Origin of the sequence: Paractinoplanes hotanensis (assembly GCF_023717965.1) — a bacterium.
In the GTDB taxonomy this organism is placed as follows: Bacteria; Actinomycetota; Actinomycetes; order Mycobacteriales; family Micromonosporaceae; genus Actinoplanes; species Actinoplanes polyasparticus.
Map to the genome: position 1 here is coordinate 97,973 of NZ_JAMQOL010000032.1, position 21,885 is coordinate 119,857.

The 21,885-nt window shown below is 71.3% G+C and carries 21 protein-coding genes; 8 read left to right on the forward strand and 13 right to left on the reverse strand.

From position 1 onward, the window contains the following. Complete coding sequence (locus LXN57_RS23520) at positions 1-1,830, reverse strand: ABC transporter ATP-binding protein (RefSeq protein ID WP_251800332.1); 1,830 nt, start codon at positions 1,828-1,830, stop codon at positions 1-3. Then, the gene (locus LXN57_RS23525; RefSeq protein WP_251800333.1) at positions 1,827-3,353 is read right to left on the reverse strand and encodes an ABC transporter transmembrane domain-containing protein; all 1,527 of its coding nucleotides are present in this window, start codon (positions 3,351-3,353) and stop codon (positions 1,827-1,829) included. The genes LXN57_RS23520 and LXN57_RS23525 overlap by 4 nt, the downstream gene beginning before the upstream one ends. 233 nt (positions 3,354-3,586) lie before the next feature. Between LXN57_RS23525 and LXN57_RS23530 the strand changes: the two genes are divergently transcribed. After that, positions 3,587-4,384, forward strand: coding sequence for a hypothetical protein (locus tag LXN57_RS23530; protein WP_251800334.1), 798 nt, complete (start codon positions 3,587-3,589; stop codon positions 4,382-4,384). On the opposite strand, the gene LXN57_RS23535 is transcribed toward LXN57_RS23530, so the two are convergent. Beyond that, complete coding sequence (locus LXN57_RS23535) at positions 4,370-5,104, reverse strand: 16S rRNA (uracil(1498)-N(3))-methyltransferase (RefSeq protein ID WP_251800335.1); 735 nt, start codon at positions 5,102-5,104, stop codon at positions 4,370-4,372. The two genes, LXN57_RS23530 and LXN57_RS23535, sit on opposite strands and share 15 nt — an antisense overlap. Positions 5,105-5,214: 110 nt before the next feature. On the opposite strand from LXN57_RS23535, the gene LXN57_RS23540 reads away from it, so the two are divergent. Continuing rightward, positions 5,215-6,039 (forward strand): hypothetical protein, encoded by an 825-nt coding sequence (locus LXN57_RS23540; protein WP_251800336.1) that lies wholly within the window; start codon positions 5,215-5,217, stop codon positions 6,037-6,039. Positions 6,040-6,042: 3 nt separating this feature from the next. Here the strand turns inward: LXN57_RS23540 and LXN57_RS23545 are convergent, their stop codons facing one another. Continuing rightward, entirely contained in the window at positions 6,043-6,696 is a 654-nt protein-coding gene (locus LXN57_RS23545) for a hypothetical protein (RefSeq protein WP_251800337.1), read from the reverse strand. Positions 6,697-6,739: 43 nt separating this feature from the next. Further along, the gene (locus LXN57_RS23550; RefSeq protein WP_251800338.1) at positions 6,740-7,198 is read right to left on the reverse strand and encodes a carboxymuconolactone decarboxylase family protein; all 459 of its coding nucleotides are present in this window, start codon (positions 7,196-7,198) and stop codon (positions 6,740-6,742) included. Between the two features lie 121 nt (positions 7,199-7,319). Between LXN57_RS23550 and LXN57_RS23555 the strand changes: the two genes are divergently transcribed. After that, a complete protein-coding gene (locus LXN57_RS23555) occupies positions 7,320-8,150 on the forward strand; it encodes a sigma-70 family RNA polymerase sigma factor (protein ID WP_251800339.1) in 831 nt (276 codons plus the stop codon). A gap of 1,786 nt (positions 8,151-9,936) precedes the next feature. Here the strand turns inward: LXN57_RS23555 and LXN57_RS23560 are convergent. From LXN57_RS23560 to LXN57_RS23580, 5 genes are read right to left on the reverse strand one after another with little or no spacing between them, the layout of a single operon-like run. Beyond that, positions 9,937-10,896 carry a quinone oxidoreductase family protein gene (locus LXN57_RS23560; RefSeq protein WP_251800340.1) on the reverse strand — a complete coding sequence of 320 codons (960 nt, stop codon included), beginning with the start codon at positions 10,894-10,896 and terminating at the stop codon, positions 9,937-9,939. Continuing rightward, positions 10,893-11,255, reverse strand: coding sequence for a hypothetical protein (locus tag LXN57_RS23565; protein WP_251800341.1), 363 nt, complete (start codon positions 11,253-11,255; stop codon positions 10,893-10,895). Before LXN57_RS23565 ends, LXN57_RS23560 begins: the two co-directional genes overlap by 4 nt. After that, entirely contained in the window at positions 11,252-12,118 is an 867-nt protein-coding gene (locus LXN57_RS23570; RefSeq protein ID WP_221376536.1) for a DODA-type extradiol aromatic ring-opening family dioxygenase, read from the reverse strand. Before LXN57_RS23570 ends, LXN57_RS23565 begins: the two co-directional genes overlap by 4 nt. Positions 12,119-12,127: 9 nt before the next feature. Beyond that, on the reverse strand, positions 12,128-12,898 hold the full coding sequence (locus tag LXN57_RS23575) for a citryl-CoA lyase (protein WP_369077289.1): 771 nt from the start codon (positions 12,896-12,898) through the stop codon (positions 12,128-12,130). Further along, entirely contained in the window at positions 12,883-14,013 is a 1,131-nt protein-coding gene (locus LXN57_RS23580) for a CaiB/BaiF CoA transferase family protein (protein ID WP_251800342.1), read from the reverse strand. The genes LXN57_RS23575 and LXN57_RS23580 overlap by 16 nt, the downstream gene beginning before the upstream one ends. A 184-nt stretch (positions 14,014-14,197) precedes the next feature. On the opposite strand from LXN57_RS23580, the gene LXN57_RS23585 reads away from it, so the two are divergent. From LXN57_RS23585 to LXN57_RS23595, 3 genes are read left to right on the forward strand one after another with little or no spacing between them, the layout of a single operon-like run. After that, the gene (locus LXN57_RS23585) at positions 14,198-15,583 is read left to right on the forward strand and encodes an amidohydrolase family protein (RefSeq protein ID WP_251800343.1); all 1,386 of its coding nucleotides are present in this window, start codon (positions 14,198-14,200) and stop codon (positions 15,581-15,583) included. 11 nt (positions 15,584-15,594) lie between these two features. Continuing rightward, entirely contained in the window at positions 15,595-16,398 is an 804-nt protein-coding gene (locus LXN57_RS23590; RefSeq protein ID WP_251800344.1) for an IclR family transcriptional regulator domain-containing protein, read from the forward strand. A gap of 38 nt (positions 16,399-16,436) precedes the next feature. After that, positions 16,437-16,754 (forward strand): hypothetical protein, encoded by a 318-nt coding sequence (locus LXN57_RS23595; RefSeq protein WP_251800345.1) that lies wholly within the window; start codon positions 16,437-16,439, stop codon positions 16,752-16,754. A gap of 4 nt (positions 16,755-16,758) precedes the next feature. Here LXN57_RS23595 and LXN57_RS23600 read toward each other — a convergent pair whose 3' ends face one another. Beyond that, complete coding sequence (locus tag LXN57_RS23600) at positions 16,759-17,325, reverse strand: MarR family winged helix-turn-helix transcriptional regulator (protein WP_251800346.1); 567 nt, start codon at positions 17,323-17,325, stop codon at positions 16,759-16,761. Positions 17,326-17,415: 90 nt separating this feature from the next. Here LXN57_RS23600 and LXN57_RS23605 point away from each other — a divergent pair, with 90 nt between their 5' ends. Together LXN57_RS23605 and LXN57_RS23610 are read left to right on the forward strand one after the other, a co-directional pair. Next, the gene (locus tag LXN57_RS23605) at positions 17,416-18,051 is read left to right on the forward strand and encodes an FMN-dependent NADH-azoreductase (protein WP_251800347.1); all 636 of its coding nucleotides are present in this window, start codon (positions 17,416-17,418) and stop codon (positions 18,049-18,051) included. Between the two features lie 107 nt (positions 18,052-18,158). Beyond that, a complete protein-coding gene (locus tag LXN57_RS23610) occupies positions 18,159-19,367 on the forward strand; it encodes a DUF4241 domain-containing protein (RefSeq protein ID WP_251800348.1) in 1,209 nt (402 codons plus the stop codon). A gap of 226 nt (positions 19,368-19,593) precedes the next feature. Here LXN57_RS23610 and dnaJ read toward each other — a convergent pair whose 3' ends face one another. After that, on the reverse strand, positions 19,594-20,736 hold the full coding sequence (gene dnaJ / locus LXN57_RS23615; protein WP_251800349.1) for a molecular chaperone DnaJ: 1,143 nt from the start codon (positions 20,734-20,736) through the stop codon (positions 19,594-19,596). A gap of 17 nt (positions 20,737-20,753) precedes the next feature. Beyond that, the gene (gene hrcA / locus LXN57_RS23620; protein WP_251800350.1) at positions 20,754-21,776 is read right to left on the reverse strand and encodes a heat-inducible transcriptional repressor HrcA; all 1,023 of its coding nucleotides are present in this window, start codon (positions 21,774-21,776) and stop codon (positions 20,754-20,756) included. Positions 21,777-21,885 lie beyond the last annotated feature (109 nt).

Genomic DNA, 21,885 nt, shown 5'->3' on the forward strand with positions numbered 1-21,885 from the left:
TCACAGAAAATCCCCTGTGGACAACCCGTCCGGCCCACCCCGCCCGGTGTAATTTGGGCCCGCCCCCTGGTCGGGCGGGGTGGGCTGAACGGGCCCAGTGGGCTGGCTACGGGACTGCCACGCAGACCACAACGTGGCATAACGCCCACCCGCGGCGACCAGATCGTCGTGGGCGCCCTCCTCGACCACGGCCCCGTGCTCGAGCACCACGATGCGATCGGCCCCCGCCGCCTGGGTGAGCCGGTGCGCCACCAGCAGCGTGGTGCGCCCCTTGGTGGCCGCCAGCGCCGACTCCTCCAGTTCGCGCGCGCCCGAGCTGCCGGCCTCCGCGGTGGCCTCGTCGAGGACGGCGATCGCCGGGTCCAGCAGCACCAGCCGGGCCAGCGCCAGCTGCTGCGCCTGGGCCGCGGTCAGCGGGTGCCCGCCCTCACCCACCACGGTCGCCAGGCCCTCCGGCAGGGTCCGAGCCCAGTCCAGCGCGCCGACCAGGGCCAGCGCAGCCTCGGCGGCCTCGGTCGTCGCGCCCGGGCGGGCCAGCCGCAGGTCCTCGATCAACGGACCGGCGAAGACATGCACCTCCTGGCTGATGATGGCCACGATGCCGGGCGCGAGCTGGTCGACCGGCACCCCGCCGGCGGTGGCCGTGCCCCTCAGCGGGCGCAGAACGCCGGCCGCGATCGAGGCGACCGTGGTCTTGCCGGCCCCGGTCGAGCCGACCAGCGCGACCCGCTCCCCCGGCGCCACGCGCAGGCTGATCCCGCGCAGCACCGGCACCCGCTCCTCGTACCCGAAGGTCACGTCGCGCAGGGTCAGGTCGGCGTCGGCCAGCGGGCGCACGCCGGTCGGGGCCACCGGCAACGTGCCCACTCCGACCAGCCGGGCCAGCCCCGCGCCGGCCGCCTGGATCTCGTCGAAGGTGAACAGGATCATCGAGACCGGGTTGAACAGGCGGTGAAACAGCACCGCGGCCGCGGCGGTCTCGCCGACCGTCACCCAGCCGTTGCGCACGTACCAGAAACCGGCGACCAGAATGGTGGCCAGCCCCATCAGCTCAGCCCGGTTGATCCGCCCGACGAACCGGGTGAACAGCGCGAACACTCCGACCGAGAGATCCCGGGCGCGCGCCGAGGCGTCGTTGATCGCGTCCAGGTGGCGGCGTTCGAGCCGGTACGCGTGGACCGTGCGCACCCCCTGCAGGCTCTCCATCAGCAGCTGCGAGCGGGCGCCGACCGCGGCCCGCTCGGCGGCGTAGATCGGCGCCGACCGCGGCAGGTACCAGCGCAGCGCGAGCAGGTAGGCGGGCATGGCCGCGAGCCCGGCCAGGCCCAGCCGCCAGTCCAGTCCGAACATCCCGGTCACGCTGAGCAGGGCCAGGAACAGCGCCGAGATGACGGTCGGCAGCACCTCGGCCACCGCCGCGCCGACCGCGGCCACGTCGGCTCCGACCCGGGCCAGCAGGTCGCCCCGCCCGACCCGGTCGAGCGTGGTGGCGGGCAGGCGCAGCGCGACGCTGACCGTCTGCTCGCGCAGGTTGGCCAGGATGCGCTCGCCGAGACGAGTGACCAGGGTGGTGGTGGCCCCGGCGGCGATGCCGCCGAGCAGGGCGATCCCGGTCACGAGCAGGCCGATGGGCACAAGGGCGGCCGAGGCGGCGCCGTCCCGTACGAGATCGACCAGCTGACCGAGCGCGGTGACCGGAACCACCGAGGCGGCGGCCGCGCCCAGCCCGGTGGCCACCGTGAACGCCAGTTCGAGCCGGCGGAGCCGCAACTGCGAGCAGAGCCACAGCCAGGTCTGCCGCGGGGTCGCGATCGGAAGGGCGTGAGTCACCGCAGCACCGCCGCCTGGTAGGTCTCGTCGCCCGCGGCCAGCGAAGCGTGCGTCCCGGTCGCCACCACGTGGCCGTCACGCACCACGATCACCCGGTCGGTCACGGCCAGCAGAGCCGGGCTGGTGGTGACCAGCAGCGTCCCCAGCGTCGAGCCGGGCCGGTGGCGCAGCTCCCGGATGCCGCGGGCGATCGCGTGCTCGGTCACCGCGTCGACCGCCGTGGTCGGCTCGTGCAGCACCAGCAGCCGCGGGCCGGCCAGCAGCGCGCGGGCCAGGGCGAGCCGTTGCCGCTGACCGCCCGAGAGCGCCGCGCCCCGGTCGGCGATGGCATGCTCGAGCCCGTCCGGGTGGGCCGCCACCACGTCGTCGGCGGCCGACGCCCGCAGCACCTCACCCAACAGGTCCGGGCCGGCCGGTTCGAGCAGGTTCTCGCGGATCGTGCCGCTGAACAGCTCGGGCAGGTGGGGCGCCACCAGCACGTCCGGGGAGCCGTCGTCGAGCAGAGCCACCAGCGCCCCCGCGTCCGGCTCGACCACCACCCCGACGCACTCGCCGGCCACCGGCGGCACCGGGTTGGCGCCGGTCGGCGGGGCGGCCGGGCAGAGGTCGAGCACCGCCTCGATCCGTTCGGCCGAGGCCCGCGACGACGCGAACCAGCCGGGCGCGGCCGAGAGCGTGGCGAACGGCTCACCCAGGAACGCGGCCAGGCCGATGACCGTCACGAGCTCGCCCGCCGAGATGCGCCCGCTCAGCGCGAACCAGCCCGCCAGGATCGCGATGCCGCAGGCCACCAGCGTGCTGACCGTGTCCGAGGCGGCCTGGAACCAGCCCAGCGTCTTGGCCGCGCGCAGCGTGGCGCTCAGCGACTCGCGGCTGACGTCGCGGTAGCGGTGGGCGGCGGCGTCCTGGGCGCCTATCCCCCGCAGCGGGCGCAGTCCGGTGACCAGGTCGGTGGCGAGCGAGGCGGCCCGTCCCGCGACCTCCTGCCGGGCGGCGACCCGGCGGGTGATCCGGGGCGCCGCCCGCTGCAACCCGACCAGCACGACGGGGGTTCCGATCAACACCACCAGGCCCAGGGGTACGGAGATCAGGCACAGCCCGACCGCGCTGATGGCCGTGGCGACCAGCGCCCCGAACAGCCGGGGCAGATAGTCCAGCAGGTACGACGTGGTGTCCGCGTCGGTCGTCGAGATGGTCAGCACGTCGCCGGTGCGCACCTCCGTCCGCGGGTCGAGCACCTTGGCCGCCACCTCGAGCCGCAGCCCGTGGGCCTCGTCGGCGATCGCCCGCATGAGCTGCCGCGTGCCCGCCCGGTAGGCGACCGTCAGCACGAGGAACAGCGCGGCGAGGATGCTGACCCAGAGCGCCAGCATGCCCAGGTGCCCGGGCGCGACGGCCCGGTCGACGATGACGCCGATGAGGATCGGGACGACCGCCTGGCAGCCCTGGTGCAGCCCGATCAGCAGGCTGCCGGACGCGACCCGGCCACGGTTGCGGAGCAGCGTCCGCCACAGCAGGGTCATGCCCACGGGAGGGTCGGCGGGAATTCGACAGTCATCGACTATCGACCTTGGCCCGGCTGCCTCATCAGATCAAGGCCGGAGAGCAATCGAGCGACTTCCCTTAGTCACGGGCGGGGGTCGCGTCTCCATCGCAAGATCTAACTCATTGTGACCAAGATCGCTGACACGTAGAGTAGTTCAAGCCTAAAGTGTGTTGGTCCGGTTGATCCGTTAAGCCCGTTAGGACGCCTTGCATGACGCGGATTCCTGAGCTCGATGCCAAGGCGCTGGCCCGGCACTGCGCCGCGGCGCTGGCGGCGCATCCGACCGGCGGACGGTTCGCCGCGCTGGCCGTCGGGCCGACCGACCCGACCGCCGACGTCGCCCGCACGGTGGCACCGTCGAGCGCAACCGAACACGACGTGAACAGCATCTTTATGATCGTGCTGGACCGGCGGACCGGGCTGCCGGCAGGGGTAGGCCAGGTCGTCCGCGGGGGTGGCCGCGCCTTGGACGACGGCCCCGAGCGGATCGGGCGCGACCTGTCCGCGGTGGTCGAGGCGCATGGGCTGCACGACGGCGGCACGATCTGGGATCTCGCTACTCTGAGTGTTCTTCCCGACTACCGCAGCGATCGATCGGCCGTTACTGTAAGTGCTCTTTTGTATCGGTCACTGCTGCGGGCGGGCCAGCGTGCGGGCGTACGCCATCTGGTTGCTCTGCTCGACCAGCGCGCCCACGGCGAGCTGACGCTCCTCGGCTTCCCGTTCGTGCCGATGGCCGGCGCCGAACCGGCCGGCGAGGTGCACGCGGTCTACGCCCCCTTCGCCGCCGTGGAGGCCGCGATCGCCGCACAGGGCCGTCGCCTGCGCCGACTCACCGGTCCGTTCGCCGGCCGCCTGCCCGCACGGGGCCTGCGCCGCCTGCCCGCGCGCCGCTTCGCCGCCCGCCTGTCCGACCAGGTCGCCACCGGCCGCGACCTCGACGAGCACATCCTGCTGCCCGGCCTGGAACGCCGCCGCTACCGCGGGCTGCGCTCACCATCGGCCTAACCGCGCGGACAGCACGGACAGCGCGGCCATGCCCGCCGTCGAAGTGCGCAGCACCTCGCGGCCGAGCCGGACGGCCGTCGCCCCGGCGCCTGTGAACGCCTCCAGCTCCGCGTCGCTGATGCCACCCTCGGGGCCCACCACCAGCGCGATCTCGCCCGACGCGGGCAGGCCGGCCGCGCTCAGCGAGCCGGTCGCCTCCTCATGGAGCACAAAAGCCGCGTCCGCGGCGGCCAGGCGGGCCACGATCTGCTTCGTCGAGCAGTCCGGGTCGCCGCCGACCAGCGGCAGCCACGCCCGCCGGGCCTGCTTGGCGGCCTCGCGGGCGGTGGCCGCCCACTTGTCGCGGGCCCGGGCGCCCCGGTCGCCGCGCCACTGCGCCACCGAGCGGGACGCGGCCCAGGGCAGGATCTCGTCGACGCCGATCTCGGTCATCGCCTGCACGGCCAGCTCGCCGCGGTCGCCCTTGGCGATGCCCTGCACCACGACCAGGCGCGGGTCGGCCGCCGGCACGTGCTCACGATCGAGAATCTCGACGTCGACGCTGCCCTTGCGCGCCGCGGTCACCTTGGCAGTCGCGCTGCCACCCCGTCCGTCGGCGAGGATGATCGTCTCGCCGGCCCGCAGCCGTTGGACGTCGGCGGCGTGGTGCCCCTCGGGCCCGTCCAGCGTGTGAAGGTCGGCAGCGGGCAGGGCCTCGACGAGAAACAGCGGTGCGGACACCCCGGCACGCTACCGAATCGGGCGGCCACCCGTTCGGGGAGGACGGTTGCCGGGCAGTCGTTGTTAGCCTCGGCAGACGACGTCACACCGACTTCCCGAGGAGCTTCCCGGTGGTCCTGCACGTGGCTGTTGTCGACGACCATGACCCGACCCGTCGGAGCGTCCCCGAACTGCTCCGCGACGATCCCCGGCTCCGCATCCTCCCACCGGTCGGCACGGTGGCCGGCCTCGCCCGGCTCCGGCACGACGTACGCCTCCTCGACCCGGACCACGTGGGTCCCGTGGACGAGATCCGCGCCCTGCTCGCCGACGCCGTGCCGACGGTCGTGCAGACCGCCGGCGCCGACCCGCGGGCCCAGGTCGCCGTCTGGGTGAACGGCGCGAACGACGTGGTGGCCAAGAACCTCGGCCGCTGGCCGCTGGCCGACACCCTCTGCGAGGCGGTGAACCGTCCCTGTCGCGTCGGCCCCACACTCGCCCGGGCGATCCTGTCCGTGCTCGACCAGTACGGCATACCCGCCGCGGACCCCCTGCGCGACCTGCTCGTCCTGCTCCGGCACGGACGGCGACTCACCGCGGCGCTCCAGATCACGGGCCTGACCTACGACCGGTACGAGCACGAGCTGCGCGGTCTCCGGGCCGCACTGAGCCGGGCCGGGCACGGCGAGCTGCCTCAGGACATGGGGATGACCGAGCAGGAACGTCACGCCCTGCGACTCTGCGCCGAGGGGTGGACCGACGCCGAGATCCGGGACCGGTTGGGGATCACCGCCGAGGCGCTCCAGCTGCTCTTCGAACGGGCGCTGGTCGGCCGGATGCGGCTGCCGAACGCCGGCCCGCACGTGCGGTTGCTGGTCGGGCTGCTCGTCTCGGGCCTGCACCGCCGCCCCGACCTGCTGCGCGAGCGCATCGACGAGCTGCGGGCCGACGGCTGAGGGTCAGCCCCGGTCGCCGGGCCGGCGGTTGGCTCGCATGCGGGCGATCGCGTCGTCCCACTCGTCGGGCCGGCCGACGTCGCCACGGGACATGAAGTGGTCGGCGTGCGAGATCGCGGCCCAGATCAACGCGACCGCCACGCCCAGGCCCAGCAGCGTGACAGTGCCCTGGGCGATGTCCTCGAGCCAGGCGTACCACTGGGGATAGAGCAGGGCCTCGACCTGCGGGATGCGGTCGCCGATGCCCTGCCACGTCATCGCCGTGAAGTAGTCGCGCAGATAGCTCGGCCGGCTCGCGTCGGCCCCGATCGTCGTCAACCCGATCAGGAAGATCGCGCAGCCGAGGCCCACGCCCCAGCTGCGCGCCCAGCGCACCCCCCGGCCGATCAAGGGCGCCAGGCCCGCGTACGCCACCCCGGCCGCGCCCAGAACGACCAGCAACACCGCCCCCCGGCCGTCGCGGATCATCGCCGGCAGCGGCACACCGTGCTCGGTCTCGACGTCTCTCATCAGGACCGTCAGCCGCTCGGCGCCGGGTGAGGCCCAGTAGGCGAGGTCGAGCACCCCGGCGGCGAGCAGCAGGGCGCCGGCCGGCACCATCAGCCAGGCCAGCAGCGTCGCCACTCGCACGCCCCGGGGCACTTCCACGCCCGCCATGCCCCGGATGCTAGACCTGCCGGGTCACGCGCTACTCCTCCGATCATCCCCAATTCTGGGGTGCTTGCTGACGGGTCGTGACGTTGATCCGGTTGAAGAAGTTCGTCGTAGCGATCCACAGGACGAGCGCGGCCAGCTCCCGGTCTCCGAAGTGCTTGGCGGCCTCGTCCCAGACCGGGTCCGGCACCGGGTCGGGGCTGTCGGCGAGCCGGGTGGCGTGCTCCGCCAAAGCGAGCGCCGCCCGCTCGGCGTCGGTGAACCACGGCGTCTCCCGCCACACCGCGACCGTCATCAGCCGCTCGTCGGTCTCGCCGTTCTTGCGGGCGTTGCGGGCGCCCGACTCGGCACAGGGCGCACAGCCGTTGATCTGGCTCGCCCGCAGGTGCACCAGCTCCAGCGTGGCCGGGTCGACGCCGGCCGAGTGAGCCGACTTGTAGAGGATGTTGATCGCCTTGACCGAGTCCGGCAGATGAGCGGCGGGGTTGTCCATCCGAGCCTGCATGATTGTTCTCCTCCGTATGCGCGGCGGCACGTCACATCGGCGCGCTCTGATCCGTCAGGGGTCCGACGGATGAAGCCGCCCCGGTGTGACCGATGTGGCGCACACCACAGAGGGAGAGACGATGGACGTGCAGGAGCGCTTCGAGCAGAACCGCCCAAGGCTGCGCGCGGTGGCCTACCGCATGCTCGGCTCGGCCACCGAAGCCGACGACGCGGTGCAGGAGTCCTGGCTACGCCTCAACCGCACCGGCGCCGACCGCGTCGACAACCTGGACGCCTGGCTCACCACGGTCGTCGGCCGCGTCTGCCTGGACATGCTGCGCTCCCGCGGCTCCCGCCACGAAGTCACCATCACGCCGGACCAACCCGCCGCGAAGCCGAACCCCGAGGACGAAGCCCTGCTCGCCGACTCGGTAGGCCTGGCCCTGCTGGTGGTCCTCGAGACGCTGACCCCGGCCGAACGGCTCGCCTTCGTGCTGCACGACCTGTTCGCCGTACCCTTCGACGAGGTAGCCCCCATAGTCGGCCGCACACCCGACGCGGCCCGCCAGCTGGCCAGCCGAGCCCGCCGCCGCGTACGCGCCCAGCCCGCCGAACGCCCCGCCGGCCGCGAGGTGGTCGACGCGTTCCTGGCCGCCTCCCGCAACGGAGAATTCGAAACGCTGCTGAGCCTCCTCGACCCCGACGTACGCCTGCGCGTCGACGCCTACGGCCAGGAGCAGCTGGCCCTCCCGGCCGAAATGCAAGGATCGGACGCGCTGGCCCGCTTCTTCACCGGAAAGGCCCGCAACGCTCTCCCCGCCCTGGTCGACGGCTCACTCGGCATCCGGGTCGCCCCGGGCGACGACACCCTGCTCGTCATCACCCTCACCGTGACTGACGGGCGCATCACCGCCTTCGACGCGATCACCGACACGGCTCGGCTGCGTGCGATGGAGATCCTGCCTTTGTGAGATTTCTGCGTTGATGACCGCTGAGGGTGCTGTGTGCGGCTGTTTGCCGTCGGACGCGAGGGGCCACTCACTGCAGGCCGTTGTTTGGGCACGGCTGGCAGGCCGGGGACGTGTGGTGGACCGGCGAAGTACGGCCTGTCGCCGTGGGCGCCGGCTCGGCACGGCTGCCAGGCCGGCGACGTCGTGGCTCGGCGGAGCGCGGCCGCTCACCCGGGGCCGGTGGCTGAGCACGGCCGCCAGGCGGGCGACGTCGCGGCTCGGCGGAGCGCGGCCACTCACCCCGGACCGATGGCTGAGCACGGCCGCCAGGCGGGCGACGTCGCGGCTCGGCGGAGCGCGGCCACCCACCCCGGACCGATGGCTGAGCACGTCCGCCAGGTCGGCAACGTCGCGGCTCGGCAGTGTGCCGCCTGTCTGTGGTGAGTGGGTGGCTGGGCTGGCAGGCGGCCTTATTGCCAGGGTGGGTGCGCCAAGTGCCCGGGGCTGGGAAACACTCCCTCTGAGTGCTGGCTGTGCATTTCTGGAGCAGCAGATCTGTGCGCACTATCTTACTCAGCCTCCCCCAAGCCTCCCCCTTGATCGCGACCGGCAATGGCTCCCTTATTCAATCTGTACTTGATCGAGAATTCTGCTCGCCGGGTCGCTGGTCAACAGGCTTTCGCGCCCTTGACCTCATGTTGGTGCAGGCGAGTGGAGCCGAAGTTGCATAACGTTTTGCAACTCCCGGGCAGCCGACCGACAAAGCCACCCGAAAATTCGTTCAATTCCGCAACCTTGTGTATAGGTAACCCAATTTGGCATGATCGACTACCTGGCGGGGTAGGCATTCGCCCAGTCGGCGCGGGACAATAAACGTATGCGGCAGCTACAGTTATTCAGCACTGCAGAGCTGGCGAAAATGCGTGACCGAACCCGGTGCCGAAACTATTCACCCGCGGGCGAAGAGTTCCGCCGCGAGCACGAGCGCCACCGCGCTTGGGGTCTGCAACAAAGGCACGCCGCCAAGCTGAGCCGTCTCCGCCGTGAAGCCGCCGAGTCCGAGCCGAGCCGCAGACCCGAACCACCCGCGCGTTCCTCCGGCATCCCAGCCCAGCGTCAATCCACACCAGCATCAGAATCAGCACCACAGCCAGCCGTGCAGGTCACCACCCCACCCCAGCCGCCCGCGCAGGCCGCCCGACACAAGTCGACCAAGCAAGTCGCCACCTCACCACGGCCAGCCGACGAGGCGACCACACCACCAAAGCCAACCGACGAGATGACCACCTCACCACAGCCGGCCGAACAGGTCCCCGCCCTCACCAGCACGACCGAGAGACCATCCGAGACACGAAATGCAAGCAGCGAGCCCGACTACGCCAGGTCGACGACACAGGGCCCACACCAATCCCATATACCTGCAAGCCCAGCCACACTCTCGCTTACCGCAATGCCGCCCGCCCGGCCAGCCACCCACACCCCGCAACAGGCCGCACCAAACCGCACTCACCACGCTGGCCGCCCGGAAGCCAGCCCAGGGCCATACCGCACGCACGGCTCCGCCCACCCGGCAAGCAGCCCAGCCAACACCGTCCGCGCCAGCCGCGGCATTCACCTCAAGCACCACGCCGCCCGCCCATCGACCCCGGCATGCAAAATGCCGGCAACCGCGGCGAACCAAGCGCCCGGCACTCCCCCACAGACCCCGCCCTCCCAGGGGACCCCCACCACGACCATTGTCCAGAAAGCGGCCGATCTTCGAGAGCAGCCAGACGCAGCCCTGTGGATAACCCGCCATTGTGGACAACTAAAAGGTCAGCACGATCCGCCCGTCGGCGTCACCTGCGGCCTGGCGGTTCCAGGCGGCTTCGACGTTTGTGAACGGAACCACCTCGTGCGACACGGTCAGGCGGCCGGCGGTGGCGTGGTCGGCTACCACGCCGAGCGAATCGGCACGTTCGCCTACTGACAGGGCGTTGTTGGTGTAGCCGAGGATCTTCAGCGAGCCGCTGCGCAGCGTTGCCGAGTCGAGGGGTGCGGTGGCGCCGGCTGAGCTGCCCAGGTTGACCAGGCGACCGCCTGGGCGCAGCACTCTCAGGGCGGCCGCTGCGGGGATTCCGAAGACCGGGTCGAGCACCAGGTCGACCAGGCCGGAGACGGCGCGTAGGCGGTCGGCCAGCGCTGTCGGGTCGTCGTCGGGTAGCAGGGGGGCTGCCTCTTCGGCGCCCAGTTCCACGGCGCGTTCGAGTGCGGCGGTGGAGCGGGAGACGGCGATGACCCGGGACGCGCCGGAGAGCAGGGCCAGCTGGATCGCGGCCTGGCCGACCACTCCGCCTGCGCCGAGCACCAGCACGACCTCGCCCTCGGTGAGGCCGCCGGTGCGGGTGAGCGCGGCGTGGGCGGCCACGGCCGAGAGGCCCAGGGCGGCGATCAGGGTCAGTGGCGCCTCGGGTGGGAGGGGCACTACGTCGACGTACGGGACGGAGACCGCGCCCGTCATGCTGCCGTCGCCGGGGCGCATGCCGGCTGAGGTGGCGAACCAGACGGGCGTGCCGTCGTCGCGGCGGCCCACGCCCTGCACGCCGGGGACGTACGGGGTCGCGGGTTGGCCGAAGTAGCTGGTGCCGCTCGCGCAGAGCACGTCCAGCGGGGTGATCGGCGCCGCGGCGACGGTGATCGGCACCTCGCCCGCGTGGGGCACCGGCGGCCGCCGCTCCTCGATGGACGGCGGCCGGCCGCAGACGCGGAGCACGGCCGCCGGGATCATGTGGCGATGTCCGGGTAGGGCATGTCGAAGTGGGCGAGCCGCGCGCCGAAGGCCTTCTGGTATTCCAGTGGCTCGGTGTTGTCCCGCTCGAACATGGCGATGAACAACGTCAGCGTGAGGAACGGGTGGGCGCCCAGCTCGAAGAGGCGTACGTGGTCGTGGCCGATCAGCGCCTGCCGCTCGTCGTCGGTGAAGCGCAGCCACGTGCTGGCCTCGCCGGTGTGGCAGTTGAGCACGGCGTTGGCCCGCTCGTCCTCCCACCACGTCACCAGTTCACGAGGGGACGAACGGTAGCGCTCCACCAGATCGGGGTCGCGGTCCACCGTGTACAGGAACTTGTCGAGCAGATACTTGCTCACCGCACGCCTCCCTGTGTGGGGTACCAGGTGAAGTAGGCCTCCATGGTGTGGAACAGGTCAAGGGTGTCGACGTAATCGGCCTTGGCGCCGGCGCCGGCTACTCCCATCATCAGCATGAAGTCCATGAAGCCGTGGGTGGCGTTGCCCGGCGAGTGCAGGCTGTCCAGGGTCACCTCGCGCAGGCAGTTGTCGAGGTCGCCGGAGGCGATCCACTCGACGGCCCGGCGGTCGAATTCCGGGTCGGGGCCGTGCGGCCCGAACTGCCGTGGCCCGCCGAGTTCGAGGGACAGGTGCCCGGTGCCGATGATCGCGACCCGCAGATGGGACGGCCACTGCTCGACGATCTGGCGGATGGTCTCGCCCAGCTTGACGAAGCGCGACGGCTGCGGCAGCGGCGGCGCGAAGATGTTCGTGTAGATCGGCACGATCGGCAGGTCGGCCTCGGGGCGCAGCGTGATGATCGGGCAGGTGATGCTGTGGTCGATCCGCAGCTCGTTGCTGAACGCGAGGTCGAAGCCCTCGTCGAGCCCGTTGCGCAGGATGTGCGCGGACAGATCTTCCTGGCCCTTGAGCAGCATGCGGGGCAGGCCGAACTCGCGCTCCTCGTTGTACCAGTTGGCGTCGTAGAAGGGCGCCTTGCCCACCAGGAACTGCGGCATGTTGTCCAGCCACAGCTGGTGGAAGTGGTCGGAGCCGACCATCACCAGCACGTCCGGGTTGGCGCGGGTCAGCGTCTCGCGGAAGGCGAGGATCTTGCGCTCCCACTCGTCCGCGAAGGGTGGCCGATCCTCACCGGTGGCCGTGCTGGCCTTGTAATAGAACGGGTGGTGAGTGGAGGCGATGACCGCGACAATGCTGGCCACGGATTCTCCTTAAGGTTCGTAGACGGCGTTACGGTCAACGGTGCGATAGATCTCCATGCCGAGCGGCCGCCGGCGTTCCTCGGCCAGGTGCCCGAGCAGGCCGGCCGCGCGGGCCAGCAGCGCGAAGCCGCGCAACAGGTCGATGGGGAGCCCGAGGTCGGCCAGGGCTGCCCCGCACACCCCGGCTCCGTTGAGCGGCAGCCGGCGACCCAGCACCTCAGGGTGCACTCGCCCGATCGCCTCGAACAGTTGCAGGTGCGGGCCGCGGAGGCCTTCCTCCGAAGCGATCCGGATCAGCACGGGCGTGCGCGGATCTTCCTCTTTGTGCACCGGATGACCCAGCCCGGGGACGAAACGCCTCTCGGCCTTGGCTTGGCGGACGGCCTCGAGCGCGATCGCGCCGTAGTCCGGCTCGTCGCCGACGCCCTCCAGCAGGGAAGCCAGATAGCGTCCACAGTCCTCGGTCACGCCGAGAAAACGTGACCCGCCGCCGAGCAGGCCGGCGGCGAGGGCGCCCTGGATGGATTCCGGCGCCGACAGGTACGTGAGCCGGGCCGCGATCGCCGTCGGCGTGAAACCGTGGTCGGCCAGCGCCACCAGCACCGCTTCGAAGACCCGCACCTCGGAGGAACTGGGACGACGGCGGGTGACCAGCCAGAAGGCGAGCTCGCCGAAGCCCACCTGCCCCATCAGATCGGCCGCCAGATCCTGCCCGAGCAGCGAGATCGTGTCGGGTGTGGACGTGCCGATGCCGGTCGGGAAGCTCAGCTCCTCAGCCACTTGCGGATCTCCTCGCCGTGCTCGTCCAGCCCGGGCGGCGGCAGCTCGTACCGCGCCTGTGAATCGCTGAAGGTGATGGGATTGCGGATGCCGGGGATGCCGCCGGCGGTGACCACCGGGTCGAGCCCCAGCTCTTCGGCGAACGCGACGCCGCCATCGATCGTGTTGATCGGCGCGCAGGGCACGCCGGCCGCGATGAGGTCGCGGAACCACTCGTCCTTCGTACGGGTGGCCAGGCGCTCGAGCAGAATCGGGCGCAGCTGCTCGCGGTTGGCCGTACGGTCCTGATTGCGGCCGAAGCGCGGGTCGTCCGGCAGGTCGGGCAGGTCGAGCACCTGGCACAGCTTGCGGAACTGGCCGTCGTTGCCGGCGATGACGATGAGCTCGCCGTCGGCGGTGGGCAACGGCTCGTACGGGAAGAGGCTCGGATGCGCGTTGCCCATGCGGAACGGGACGGTGCCGCCGGCGACGTAGCCGCTGGAGTGGTTGACCAGCCCGGACAGCGCCGAACTGAGCAGGTTGACCTCGACGTGCTGGCCGCGGCCGGTCTCGGCCCGGCGGTGCAGGGCGGCCAGGATGCCGATGTTGGCGTGCAGGCCGGCCATGACGTCGAAGACCGAGATGCCGGCACGGTACGGCGAGCCGTCCGGGTCGCCGGTCAGGCTCATCAGCCCCGAGATGGCCTGGACCATCAGGTCGTACCCGGGCAGGCCGGCCCCCGCCCCGGTGCCGAAGCCGCTGATGCTCGCGTACACGATCTTCTCGTTGGCCGCCGCGACCGTGTCGTAGTCGAGCCCGAAGCGGGCCAGGCCGCCGGGCCGGAAGTTCTCGATCATGATGTCGGCCCGGCGGGCCAGTTCCCGCGCGTCCGCCAGGTCGGCCTCGTTCTTCAGGTCGAGCGCGATCGATCGCTTGTTGCGGTTGATGCCCAGGTAGTAGGTCGAGACATCGTCGCGGACCGGCGGCATCCAGGTGCGGGTGTCGTCGCCGCCCGGACCCTCCACCTTGATCACGCGAGCGCCGAGGTCGGCCAGCAGCATCGTCGCGTACGGCCCGGCGAGGATCCGGGAGAAGTCCGCGACCAGCAGGCCGTCCAGTGGGCCTTTCTCAGACATACCAACCGCCCGTTCTGCGGACACTCGTCCGCTCGACCAGCTTGCCCCGGTGCGCCCAACGTGTCAACGCCCGCGTCACACAGCCGAAACAAACTATTGACCCCGCAAGTGACCGGGCGCACACTGACGCCATTCGGCCTGCCCGCGATGCGGACAGCGGTCCGATTCGTTGAAAGGATGGGCGATGATCTTCCGAAACGGCCTCGTACTCACGATGGACGACTCCCATACCGTGCTCGAGAACGCCGACGTGCTGGTGGTCGACGACAAGATCGCCGAAGTCGGACCGAACCTGACCGCGCCCGACGGACACGAGGAGATCGACGCCTCCGGCGGCATCCTCATGCCCGGCATGGTCGACACCCACCGGCACATGTGGCAGACCGCCATGCGCGGTTACGGCGCCGACTGGACCCTCACCCAGTACTTCGTCTGGTACTACCTCGAGTCGGGCCGGCACTTCCGGCCCGAGGACATCTACGCCGGCAATCTGCTCGGCGCCCTGGAGGCGCTCGACTCCGGCGTCACCACCACGGTCGACTGGTCGCACGGCCTGCAGAGCACCGACCACGCCGACGCGGCGGTCGACGCGCTCGAGGCGGTGCCCGGCCGGTTCGTGCTCGCCTACGGCAACATCCAGCAGGGGCCGTGGGAGTGGGCGACCTCGCCCGAGTTCCAGGATTTCTACCGCCGGCGCATCGACGGCGGCCGGCTGGCCGGCTTCCAGATGGCGTTCGACGTCACCGGCGACCCCGCGTTCCCCGAGAAGGCCGCCTTCGAGGTCGCCCGTGAGCTCGGCGTCTCCGTCACTACGCACGCCGGCGTGTGGGGCGCCACCAACGACGACGGCATCCGGCTCATGCACGACAGCGGATTCATGAGCCCGGGCCAGGTGTACGTGCACGCGGCCACGCTGTCCAGCGACTCGTACCACCGGATCGCGGCCTCCGGCGGCTCGGTGTCGGTGTCGACCGAGAGCGAGCAGAGCGCCGGGCAGGGCTACCCGCCCACCTGGCAGCTGCGCAAGCACGGGATCCCGGTGTCGCTGTCCATGGACACCAGCGTGTGGTGGAGCGGCGACCTGTTCTCGGCGATGCGCTCCACGCTCAGCGCCGACCGTGCCCGCGAGCACATGGATGCTCACGGCAAGCAGGAGACGGTCACCCACCACCACTTGCGGGCCGAGCACGTCGTCGACTGGAGCACCCGCGGTGGGGCCCGGGCCCTGGGCCTGGACTCGTCGATCGGCGCGCTCACGCCGGGGCGCCAGGCCGACGTGGTGCTGCTCAAGAACGACGCCTCGCCGGTCATGTTCCCCGTGCTCAACCCGTACGGGCACGTGGCCTTCCAGGCGCAGCGGGGCGACGTGCACACGGTGGTCGTGGGCGGCCGGGTGGTCAAGCGCGACGGCCGGCTGGTCGACGCGGATCTGGCCGCGGCCCGGGCCAAGGTCGGCGCCACCATCGATCACCTGCGCTCGACGCTGGGCGAGGACGCCTGGAAGCGCGGCATGAACCCGGACATCCCCGAGGCCCGCATGCTGCACAACCCTTATCAGTACACCAAGTAGGGTCCCGTTCCATGACCGACACCGGAAGGGGCGCGGGTCCCGATTTCATCGAGGCCCTGGCCCGCGGCCTCGATGTCCTGCGCTCCTTCCGCCCGGGCACCCCGACGATGACGCTGAGCGAGATCGCCGGGCACACCGGGCTCGCCCGGCCCACGGTCCGCCGCATCCTGATCACCCTCGAGGCGCTCGGTTACGTGCGGGTCGACGGGCGGGGCTACGCGCTGACCCCGCGCGTGCTCGAGCTGGGCATGGCGTACGTGAACTCGTTGAGCATGTGGGACGTCGCCCGCCCGCACATGGAGAAGCTGGTCGCCCAGACCAACGAGTCGACCTCGATGGCCCAGCTCGACGGCAGCGACATCGTCTACGTGGCCCGGGTGGCGGTCCCCAAGATCGTCACGCTGGCCGTCACCATCGGCACCCGCTTCCCCGGGCCCGCCACCTCGATGGGCAAGGTGCTGCTGGCCGGCCTGCCCGCCGAGGAGTTGGCGGCCGTGCTCGACCAGCCCTCCCGCTCGGGCATCAGCGCGCGCAGGCAGCCCACGCCGGCCGAGCTCGACGCCTCCCTGCGCGAGGTCCGGGCCAAGGGGTGGGCGCTGGCCGACCAGGATCTGGCGCCCGGCATCCGGTCCGTCGCGACCGGCGTGCGGGACGGGGACGGCCGGGTGATCGCCGCGATCAACGTGACCGTGCACGCGGCCGAGACGTCCGTCGAGACCCTGGTCGAGGAGCACCTGCCCCGGCTGCTGCGCACCGCCGCCGACATCAGCCACGACTGGTCGCTGACCGGATCCGTTCCGGCCGTCACGGTCTGAGCGCTGCGGCCGGGGCCGAGTGGTGCCACCCTGTTCGGGTGAGGCTCGTATCCGATCTCTTCGATCCCGAACCGGCGCGATGGGGACTGCGGGGCGACCCCTGGGTGTGGCGGGCCATGAACGAGTACGTCGCCGGCCTCGCCCTGCCGCCGTCCGTGGGTGAGGTCGAGCGCCTGCTCAAGGCCACCTTCGACCGGGTGGTCGGCATCGACCTGGCTACCGAGAGCGCGCCCTGGGTCTATCGCGAGGAGTTCGCGCACGGCGGCCTGTCGAGCGGCAGCGTCCACCTGGAGACCTGGCGCTCGGAGCTGCTGCCCACGCTGATCGACCGGGCGCGTTCCCAATTGAGCGGCTGAGACCTCAGCAAACAGAGCCCGGGACGCACGGGTCGGACCGGCCCTCACGCTCGGCCCGTTCGGCCTCCGCGATGGCGGCGTCGATGCGCTCGACCGACTCGGGCGAGGCGGCCGCCGCGATCTCGTGGGCGATCTTCTGCAGCTGGCGCACCTGTGCCGTCGACAGGTTGTCGAAGACCAGGCGCCGGGCTTCCCGTACGTGAGCGGGGGCGGCCGCCACCAGGGCGGCGTACCCCTCGGGGGTCAGGAACGCCTGGACGCACCGGCCTTCGCCGTCGCTGGCGACGCGGCGCGTCACATAGCCCTGCTTCTCCAGCCGGCTGACCGCGTGCGAGAGCCGGGAGAGCGAGCCACCGGCCAGGTGGGCGAGGTTGCTCATCTGCACCGCGTGATCTTGCGGGTGGGACAGATGGGACATGATCGAGTATTCGAAGAAATTGAGCCCGGAATCGCGCTTGAGCTGGGCGTCTATGGCGGCCGGAGCCGTCATCAGCATCGCGATCAGGGTCATCCACGCCGCGCGCTCTTCGCCGTCGAGCCAGGGGACGTCCTTCGGCGTGTCAACAGTCACGTCGCAAGAATACCGCCCTCCCGCACTTGAATGTTCAAGCCGAAGGTGTCAGCATTCCACTTGAACATTCAATCCCGTTGGGAGCATGCAATGACCGTTCTCCGCATCGACTCGAGCATCCAGGGCCCCGTCTCGGCCTCGAGCGAACTGGCCGACATCGCCGAGGCGGAGTGGACCGCCGTCCGCCCGGGCACCGCGTTCGTCCGCCGGCACCTCGGCGCCTCGCCCCTGCCGGCCGACGCCTGGGCGACCGCCATCCACGCCAACTTCACGCCCGAGAGCCAGCGGACCGAGGCTCAGCGCGCCGCGGTGGCCCTGGCCCAGCAGCTCACCTCCGAGGTGCGCGACGCCGAGGCCGCGATCCTGGCCCTGCCGCTCTACAACTACGGCGTCTCCCAGCACGTGAAGAGCTGGATCGACCTGGTCATGGCGGGCACCCCCGACCCCTCCGAGCGGCTGCTCGACGGCAAGCCGGTCATCGTGCTCACCACCCGTGGCGGCGGCTACGGCCCCGGCACCCCACGCGAGGGCTGGGACCACAACACCGCCTACCTGCGCCGCATCGTCGGGGACATCTGGGGCGCCGACCTGACCCTGATCGAGCGCGAGCTGACCCTGGCCGGCGTCAACCCGGCCCTGGACGCGCTGCGCGACACCGCCGAGCTGCTGAAGAAGGCCGCGCACGAGGCGGCCACCCACGCCGGCCGGACCCTCGCCTCGCGCTGATCCCTCTCGTCCGGGTCTCGTTCGGCTCTCGGCGCCCCCGACACGACCGGAAAAGTCGCTTCTGCGGGGCGGCGAAACGGAGTCACCCCTGAATAAGATCGCCGACCATGGAGACCACGGTGGCGGCGGTGTACTGCGAGGGCTGGGACGACGGAGTGGTCAACCCGCTCACGCCGGACCGGGCCGAGTCGCGCGACTCCGCCGGCGAGCCGTACTCCGTGGTGCTGCTCGCCGGCGGCCGCCCGCACACCGTGCTCGACATCTCGTGGGCCGAGGGGTACTGCGCTGTCACCCGCTACGACGCCGATGGCCGGCGGATCGCCGTCCACGAGTTCCGCCGGGCTCCCGAGGGTGACCTGTTCCTGCGCGAGTCGACGACGTGGCACGACCCCGCAGGCGCCGGCGCCCGGCACCGGACCAGCTGGCAGATCGGCGGCCGCCGCAACGACTCGATCGAGCCCGCGGGCGACCGCGGCGGTCGGCACACCTTCTCGGACGGTGGCTTCACGCCCCCGCGCCTGCCGATCCCGGCCTTCGGACGGTGGAAGGCCCTGCTCGACAGCGCGGCCCGTGTGCACGCCGAGGCCTGCGTGAGGCAGTTCGCCGACATCTGCGCGGCGCCCCGGGTGATCGACGGCCCGTTCCGGATCAACAACGACCCGCCCGGGGCTCACGACCTTCCGGTGCGTACCTCCGACGAGCGCCCGTGGCACCCGCCGCGCCCGCTCCAGCCCCGTGGCCTGGCCTCGCTGTTCCGCGACGGCGCGGAGCGCACGGTCGGCGACCGCCGGATGCGCCTCGCGACCCGCCCGGCGGGCAAGCTCAACCTGCCGTCGGGCCGCCTCGTGGCCGCCGACCCGTCTTCGCTGGACTACGGCGACGAGCCGTTCCTGACCACGGTTCCGCCCGGCACCTACCCGGTGACCGTCAGCTTGGCCACCTTCACCGACGACCTTGCCCACACCCGAGTGGCGGCGATGCGGATCGACATCAGCGACCGGCACCCGGTGCGCTGGGAGCCGGCCCTGCGTGACGGCCAGGACCTGCTCGACCTGGGCTACGGCGAGTTCTTCGGCTTCGGGGTGGACGCCGGCCTGGCCTGCTTCGTCGACGAGGACAACCGCGAACGCCTGACCGACGAGTGGCAGTCCCTGGAGCTTCGGGACCCACGCTTCGTCACGCTGTCGGGCGGCGACATGATCGCCTGGTCCAGCGGCTGGGGTGACGGCGCCTACCCGACGTGGATCGGCCGCGACCACTCGGGCCGGGTCACCTCGTTCATCGCCGACATGCTGCTGTTCCCCTCGGACGACTGAGCACCGACGACTCAACGCCTCGCAGCCCGGTCCCAGCGGCCCACCCCGAGCGTGGGCCGAGAAAGCACGGGCCGGCTGACGACGGGGTTCCGTTTGAAGCGCAACCCCTTACGCACGTCGTCGTGGTGGGGTGAGCGCCCTGGACGCGCCAGCGGCCAGCTCGCCCCGCCGCGACCCTCGGCGGGAGCAGCGGCCCGAACCCACCACCCCGCTACGACATCTGCTCTTAGTGCCCGTTGAAAGCGTCTCGCATCCGGCTGAAGAAGCCGCCCTGCTTGCTGAGCTCGGCCACGTCCTCGCCGCGGGTCTTGGCGAAGTCGCGCAGCATCCGCTCCTGATCGGCCGTCAGCTTGGTCGGCGTTCGCACATCCAGGTGGACGAACAGGTCGCCCCGGCCCTGACCCCGCAGGTGCGGCACGCCCTTGCCCCGGATGCGCAGCGTGCTGGCCGGCTGGGTGCCCTGCTTGACCTCGATGCCCTCTTCGCTGTCGAGGGTCTTGATCGTCAGGCGGGTGCCGAGCGCGGCCGCGGTCATCGGGAGCGTGACCCGGCAGTGCAGGTCGTCGCCCTTGCGGGAGTAGACGTCGTGCGGGCGCTCGTGGATCTCGACGTAGAGGTCACCGGGGGTGCCGCCGCCGGGGCCGACCTCGCCCTGCTGGGCCAGGCGGATGCGCATGCCGTCCTCGACGCCGGCCGGGATCTTGACCGTGAGCGAGCGGCGGGTGCGGACGCGGCCGTCGCCGGCGCAGGTGGGGCAGGGGTGCGGGATGACCGTGCCGTGGCCCTGGCAGGTGGCGCAGGGGCGGGACGAGACGACCTGGCCCAGGAAGGTGCGCTGCACGCTCTGCACCTCGCCCCGGCCGCCACACGTCTCGCAGGTGGCCAGGTGGGTGCCGGGCGCGGTGCCGGCGCCGGTGCACTGGGTGCACAGCACGGCGGTGTCGACGGTGATCGGGGCTTCGACGCCGAACGCCGTCTCGACCAGGTCGAGTTCCAGGCGCAGGATCGCGTCAGCGCCGGGACGGGTGCGCGGGCGCGGGCCGCGGGCGTTGCCGCCGGCCGCGGAGCCGAAGAACGCGTCCATGATGTCCTGGAAGCCGACGAACGCGCCGCCGGGGCCGCCCTGCCCGCCGGGGCCCATGCCGCCGCCGGGGGCGAGCGGGTCGCCGCCGAGGTCGACGATCTGGCGCTTCTGGTCGTCGGAGAGGACCTCGTACGCCGCGTTGATGTCCTTGAACTTCTCGTGCGCTTCCGGATCGGGGTTGACGTCCGGGTGATATTGCCGAGCCAGTTTGCGGTAGGCGCGCTTGATCTCGTCGTCGGTGGCTTCCCGGCTCACGCCGAGAATGCCGTAGTAGTCCTTGGCCACGGGCTCCGCAATCCTCGTCAGTTCTGTGCTAGAAGGTCGCCCACGTAGCGTGCCACCGCGCGCACGGTCGCGATGGTGCCGGGGTAATCCATCCGGGTGGGACCCAGCACCCCGAGCCCACCGACGATCGTCGCGCCTGGGCCGTAACCCGTGCTGACCACCGACGCCGACCGCAGGTTGTCGATCTTGTTTTCGTCACCGATGCGCACCCGGGTCATGCTGGGCTCGAGATCGCCGATCAACTTGAGCAGGATGACCTCTTCCTCGAGGGCTTCGAGGACGGGGCGCAGCGTGCCCTGGAAGTCGAGCACACCCCCACGAGTCAGGTTAGCCGTGCCCGCCAAGGCGAGGCGTTCCTCACTGCGCTCGACGAGCGTCTCGAGCAGCACGGAGGCCAGACAGGCCATGGTGGCACGGCTGCCGGGCGCGCATTCGTCGACCAGGCCCTGCACGAGCGGCGGCGTGTCGGACAGCCGCTGACCGGCCAGTTTCTCGTTCACCCGGCGGCGCAGGTCGGTCACGTCCTCGGCCGGGACGGGCCCGGGCAGCTCGACCAGCCGCTGCTCGACCCGGCCGGTGTCGGCGATCATCACGAGCATGAGCCGGGTGGTGGAGATCGGCACGAGCTCGAGGTGGCGCACCGACGACCGGGCCAGCGACGGGTACTGCACGACCGCGACCTGGCGGGTCAGCTGGGCGAGCAGGCGCACCGTGCGGTGCACCACGTCGTCAAGGTCGACGGCGCCGATCAGGAAGCGCTCGATGGCCCGGCGCTCGGCCGGGGTGAGCGGCTTGACCTTGGAGAGCCGGTCGACGAAGAGCCGGTAGCCGGCGTCGGTCGGCACGCGACCGGCGCTGGTGTGCGGCTGCCGGATGTAACCTTCCTCCTCCAGCACCGCCATGTCGTTACGCACGGTAGCCGGCGACACGCCCAACTGGTGGCGCTCGACCAGCGACTTGGAGCCGACCGGCTCCTGCGTCTCGACGTAGTCCTCGACGATCGCCCGCAGCACCTCGAGCTTGCGGTCATCCAGACTCAATGACCCCGCCCCCTCTCCTGCTGCTTGGCACTCCCACGGACAGAGTGCCAGTCTACGTCGCCACCGGCGTCAGCGCGATGATCGTGCCGCCTGTCTATTCACCGACTCG

What these genes read in the sequence shown, in the direction of transcription:
- LXN57_RS23525 (WP_251800333.1), bottom strand. Translation starts at nt 3,353, where the DNA reads ATGACCCTGCTGTGGCGGACGCTGCTCCGCAACCGTGGCCGGGTCGCG.
- LXN57_RS23530 (WP_251800334.1), top strand. Translation starts at nt 3,587, where the DNA reads ATGACGCGGATTCCTGAGCTCGATGCCAAGGCGCTGGCCCGGCACTGC.
- LXN57_RS23545 (WP_251800337.1), bottom strand. Translation starts at nt 6,696, where the DNA reads ATGGCGGGCGTGGAAGTGCCCCGGGGCGTGCGAGTGGCGACGCTGCTG.
- LXN57_RS23550 (WP_251800338.1), bottom strand. Translation starts at nt 7,198, where the DNA reads ATGCAGGCTCGGATGGACAACCCCGCCGCTCATCTGCCGGACTCGGTC.
- LXN57_RS23555 (WP_251800339.1), top strand. Translation starts at nt 7,320, where the DNA reads ATGGACGTGCAGGAGCGCTTCGAGCAGAACCGCCCAAGGCTGCGCGCG.
- LXN57_RS23560 (WP_251800340.1), bottom strand. Translation starts at nt 10,896, where the DNA reads ATGATCCCGGCGGCCGTGCTCCGCGTCTGCGGCCGGCCGCCGTCCATC.
- LXN57_RS23580 (WP_251800342.1), bottom strand. Translation starts at nt 14,013, where the DNA reads ATGTCTGAGAAAGGCCCACTGGACGGCCTGCTGGTCGCGGACTTCTCC.
- LXN57_RS23585 (WP_251800343.1), top strand. Translation starts at nt 14,198, where the DNA reads ATGATCTTCCGAAACGGCCTCGTACTCACGATGGACGACTCCCATACC.
- LXN57_RS23590 (WP_251800344.1), top strand. Translation starts at nt 15,595, where the DNA reads ATGACCGACACCGGAAGGGGCGCGGGTCCCGATTTCATCGAGGCCCTG.
- LXN57_RS23605 (WP_251800347.1), top strand. Translation starts at nt 17,416, where the DNA reads ATGACCGTTCTCCGCATCGACTCGAGCATCCAGGGCCCCGTCTCGGCC.
- LXN57_RS23610 (WP_251800348.1), top strand. Translation starts at nt 18,159, where the DNA reads ATGGAGACCACGGTGGCGGCGGTGTACTGCGAGGGCTGGGACGACGGA.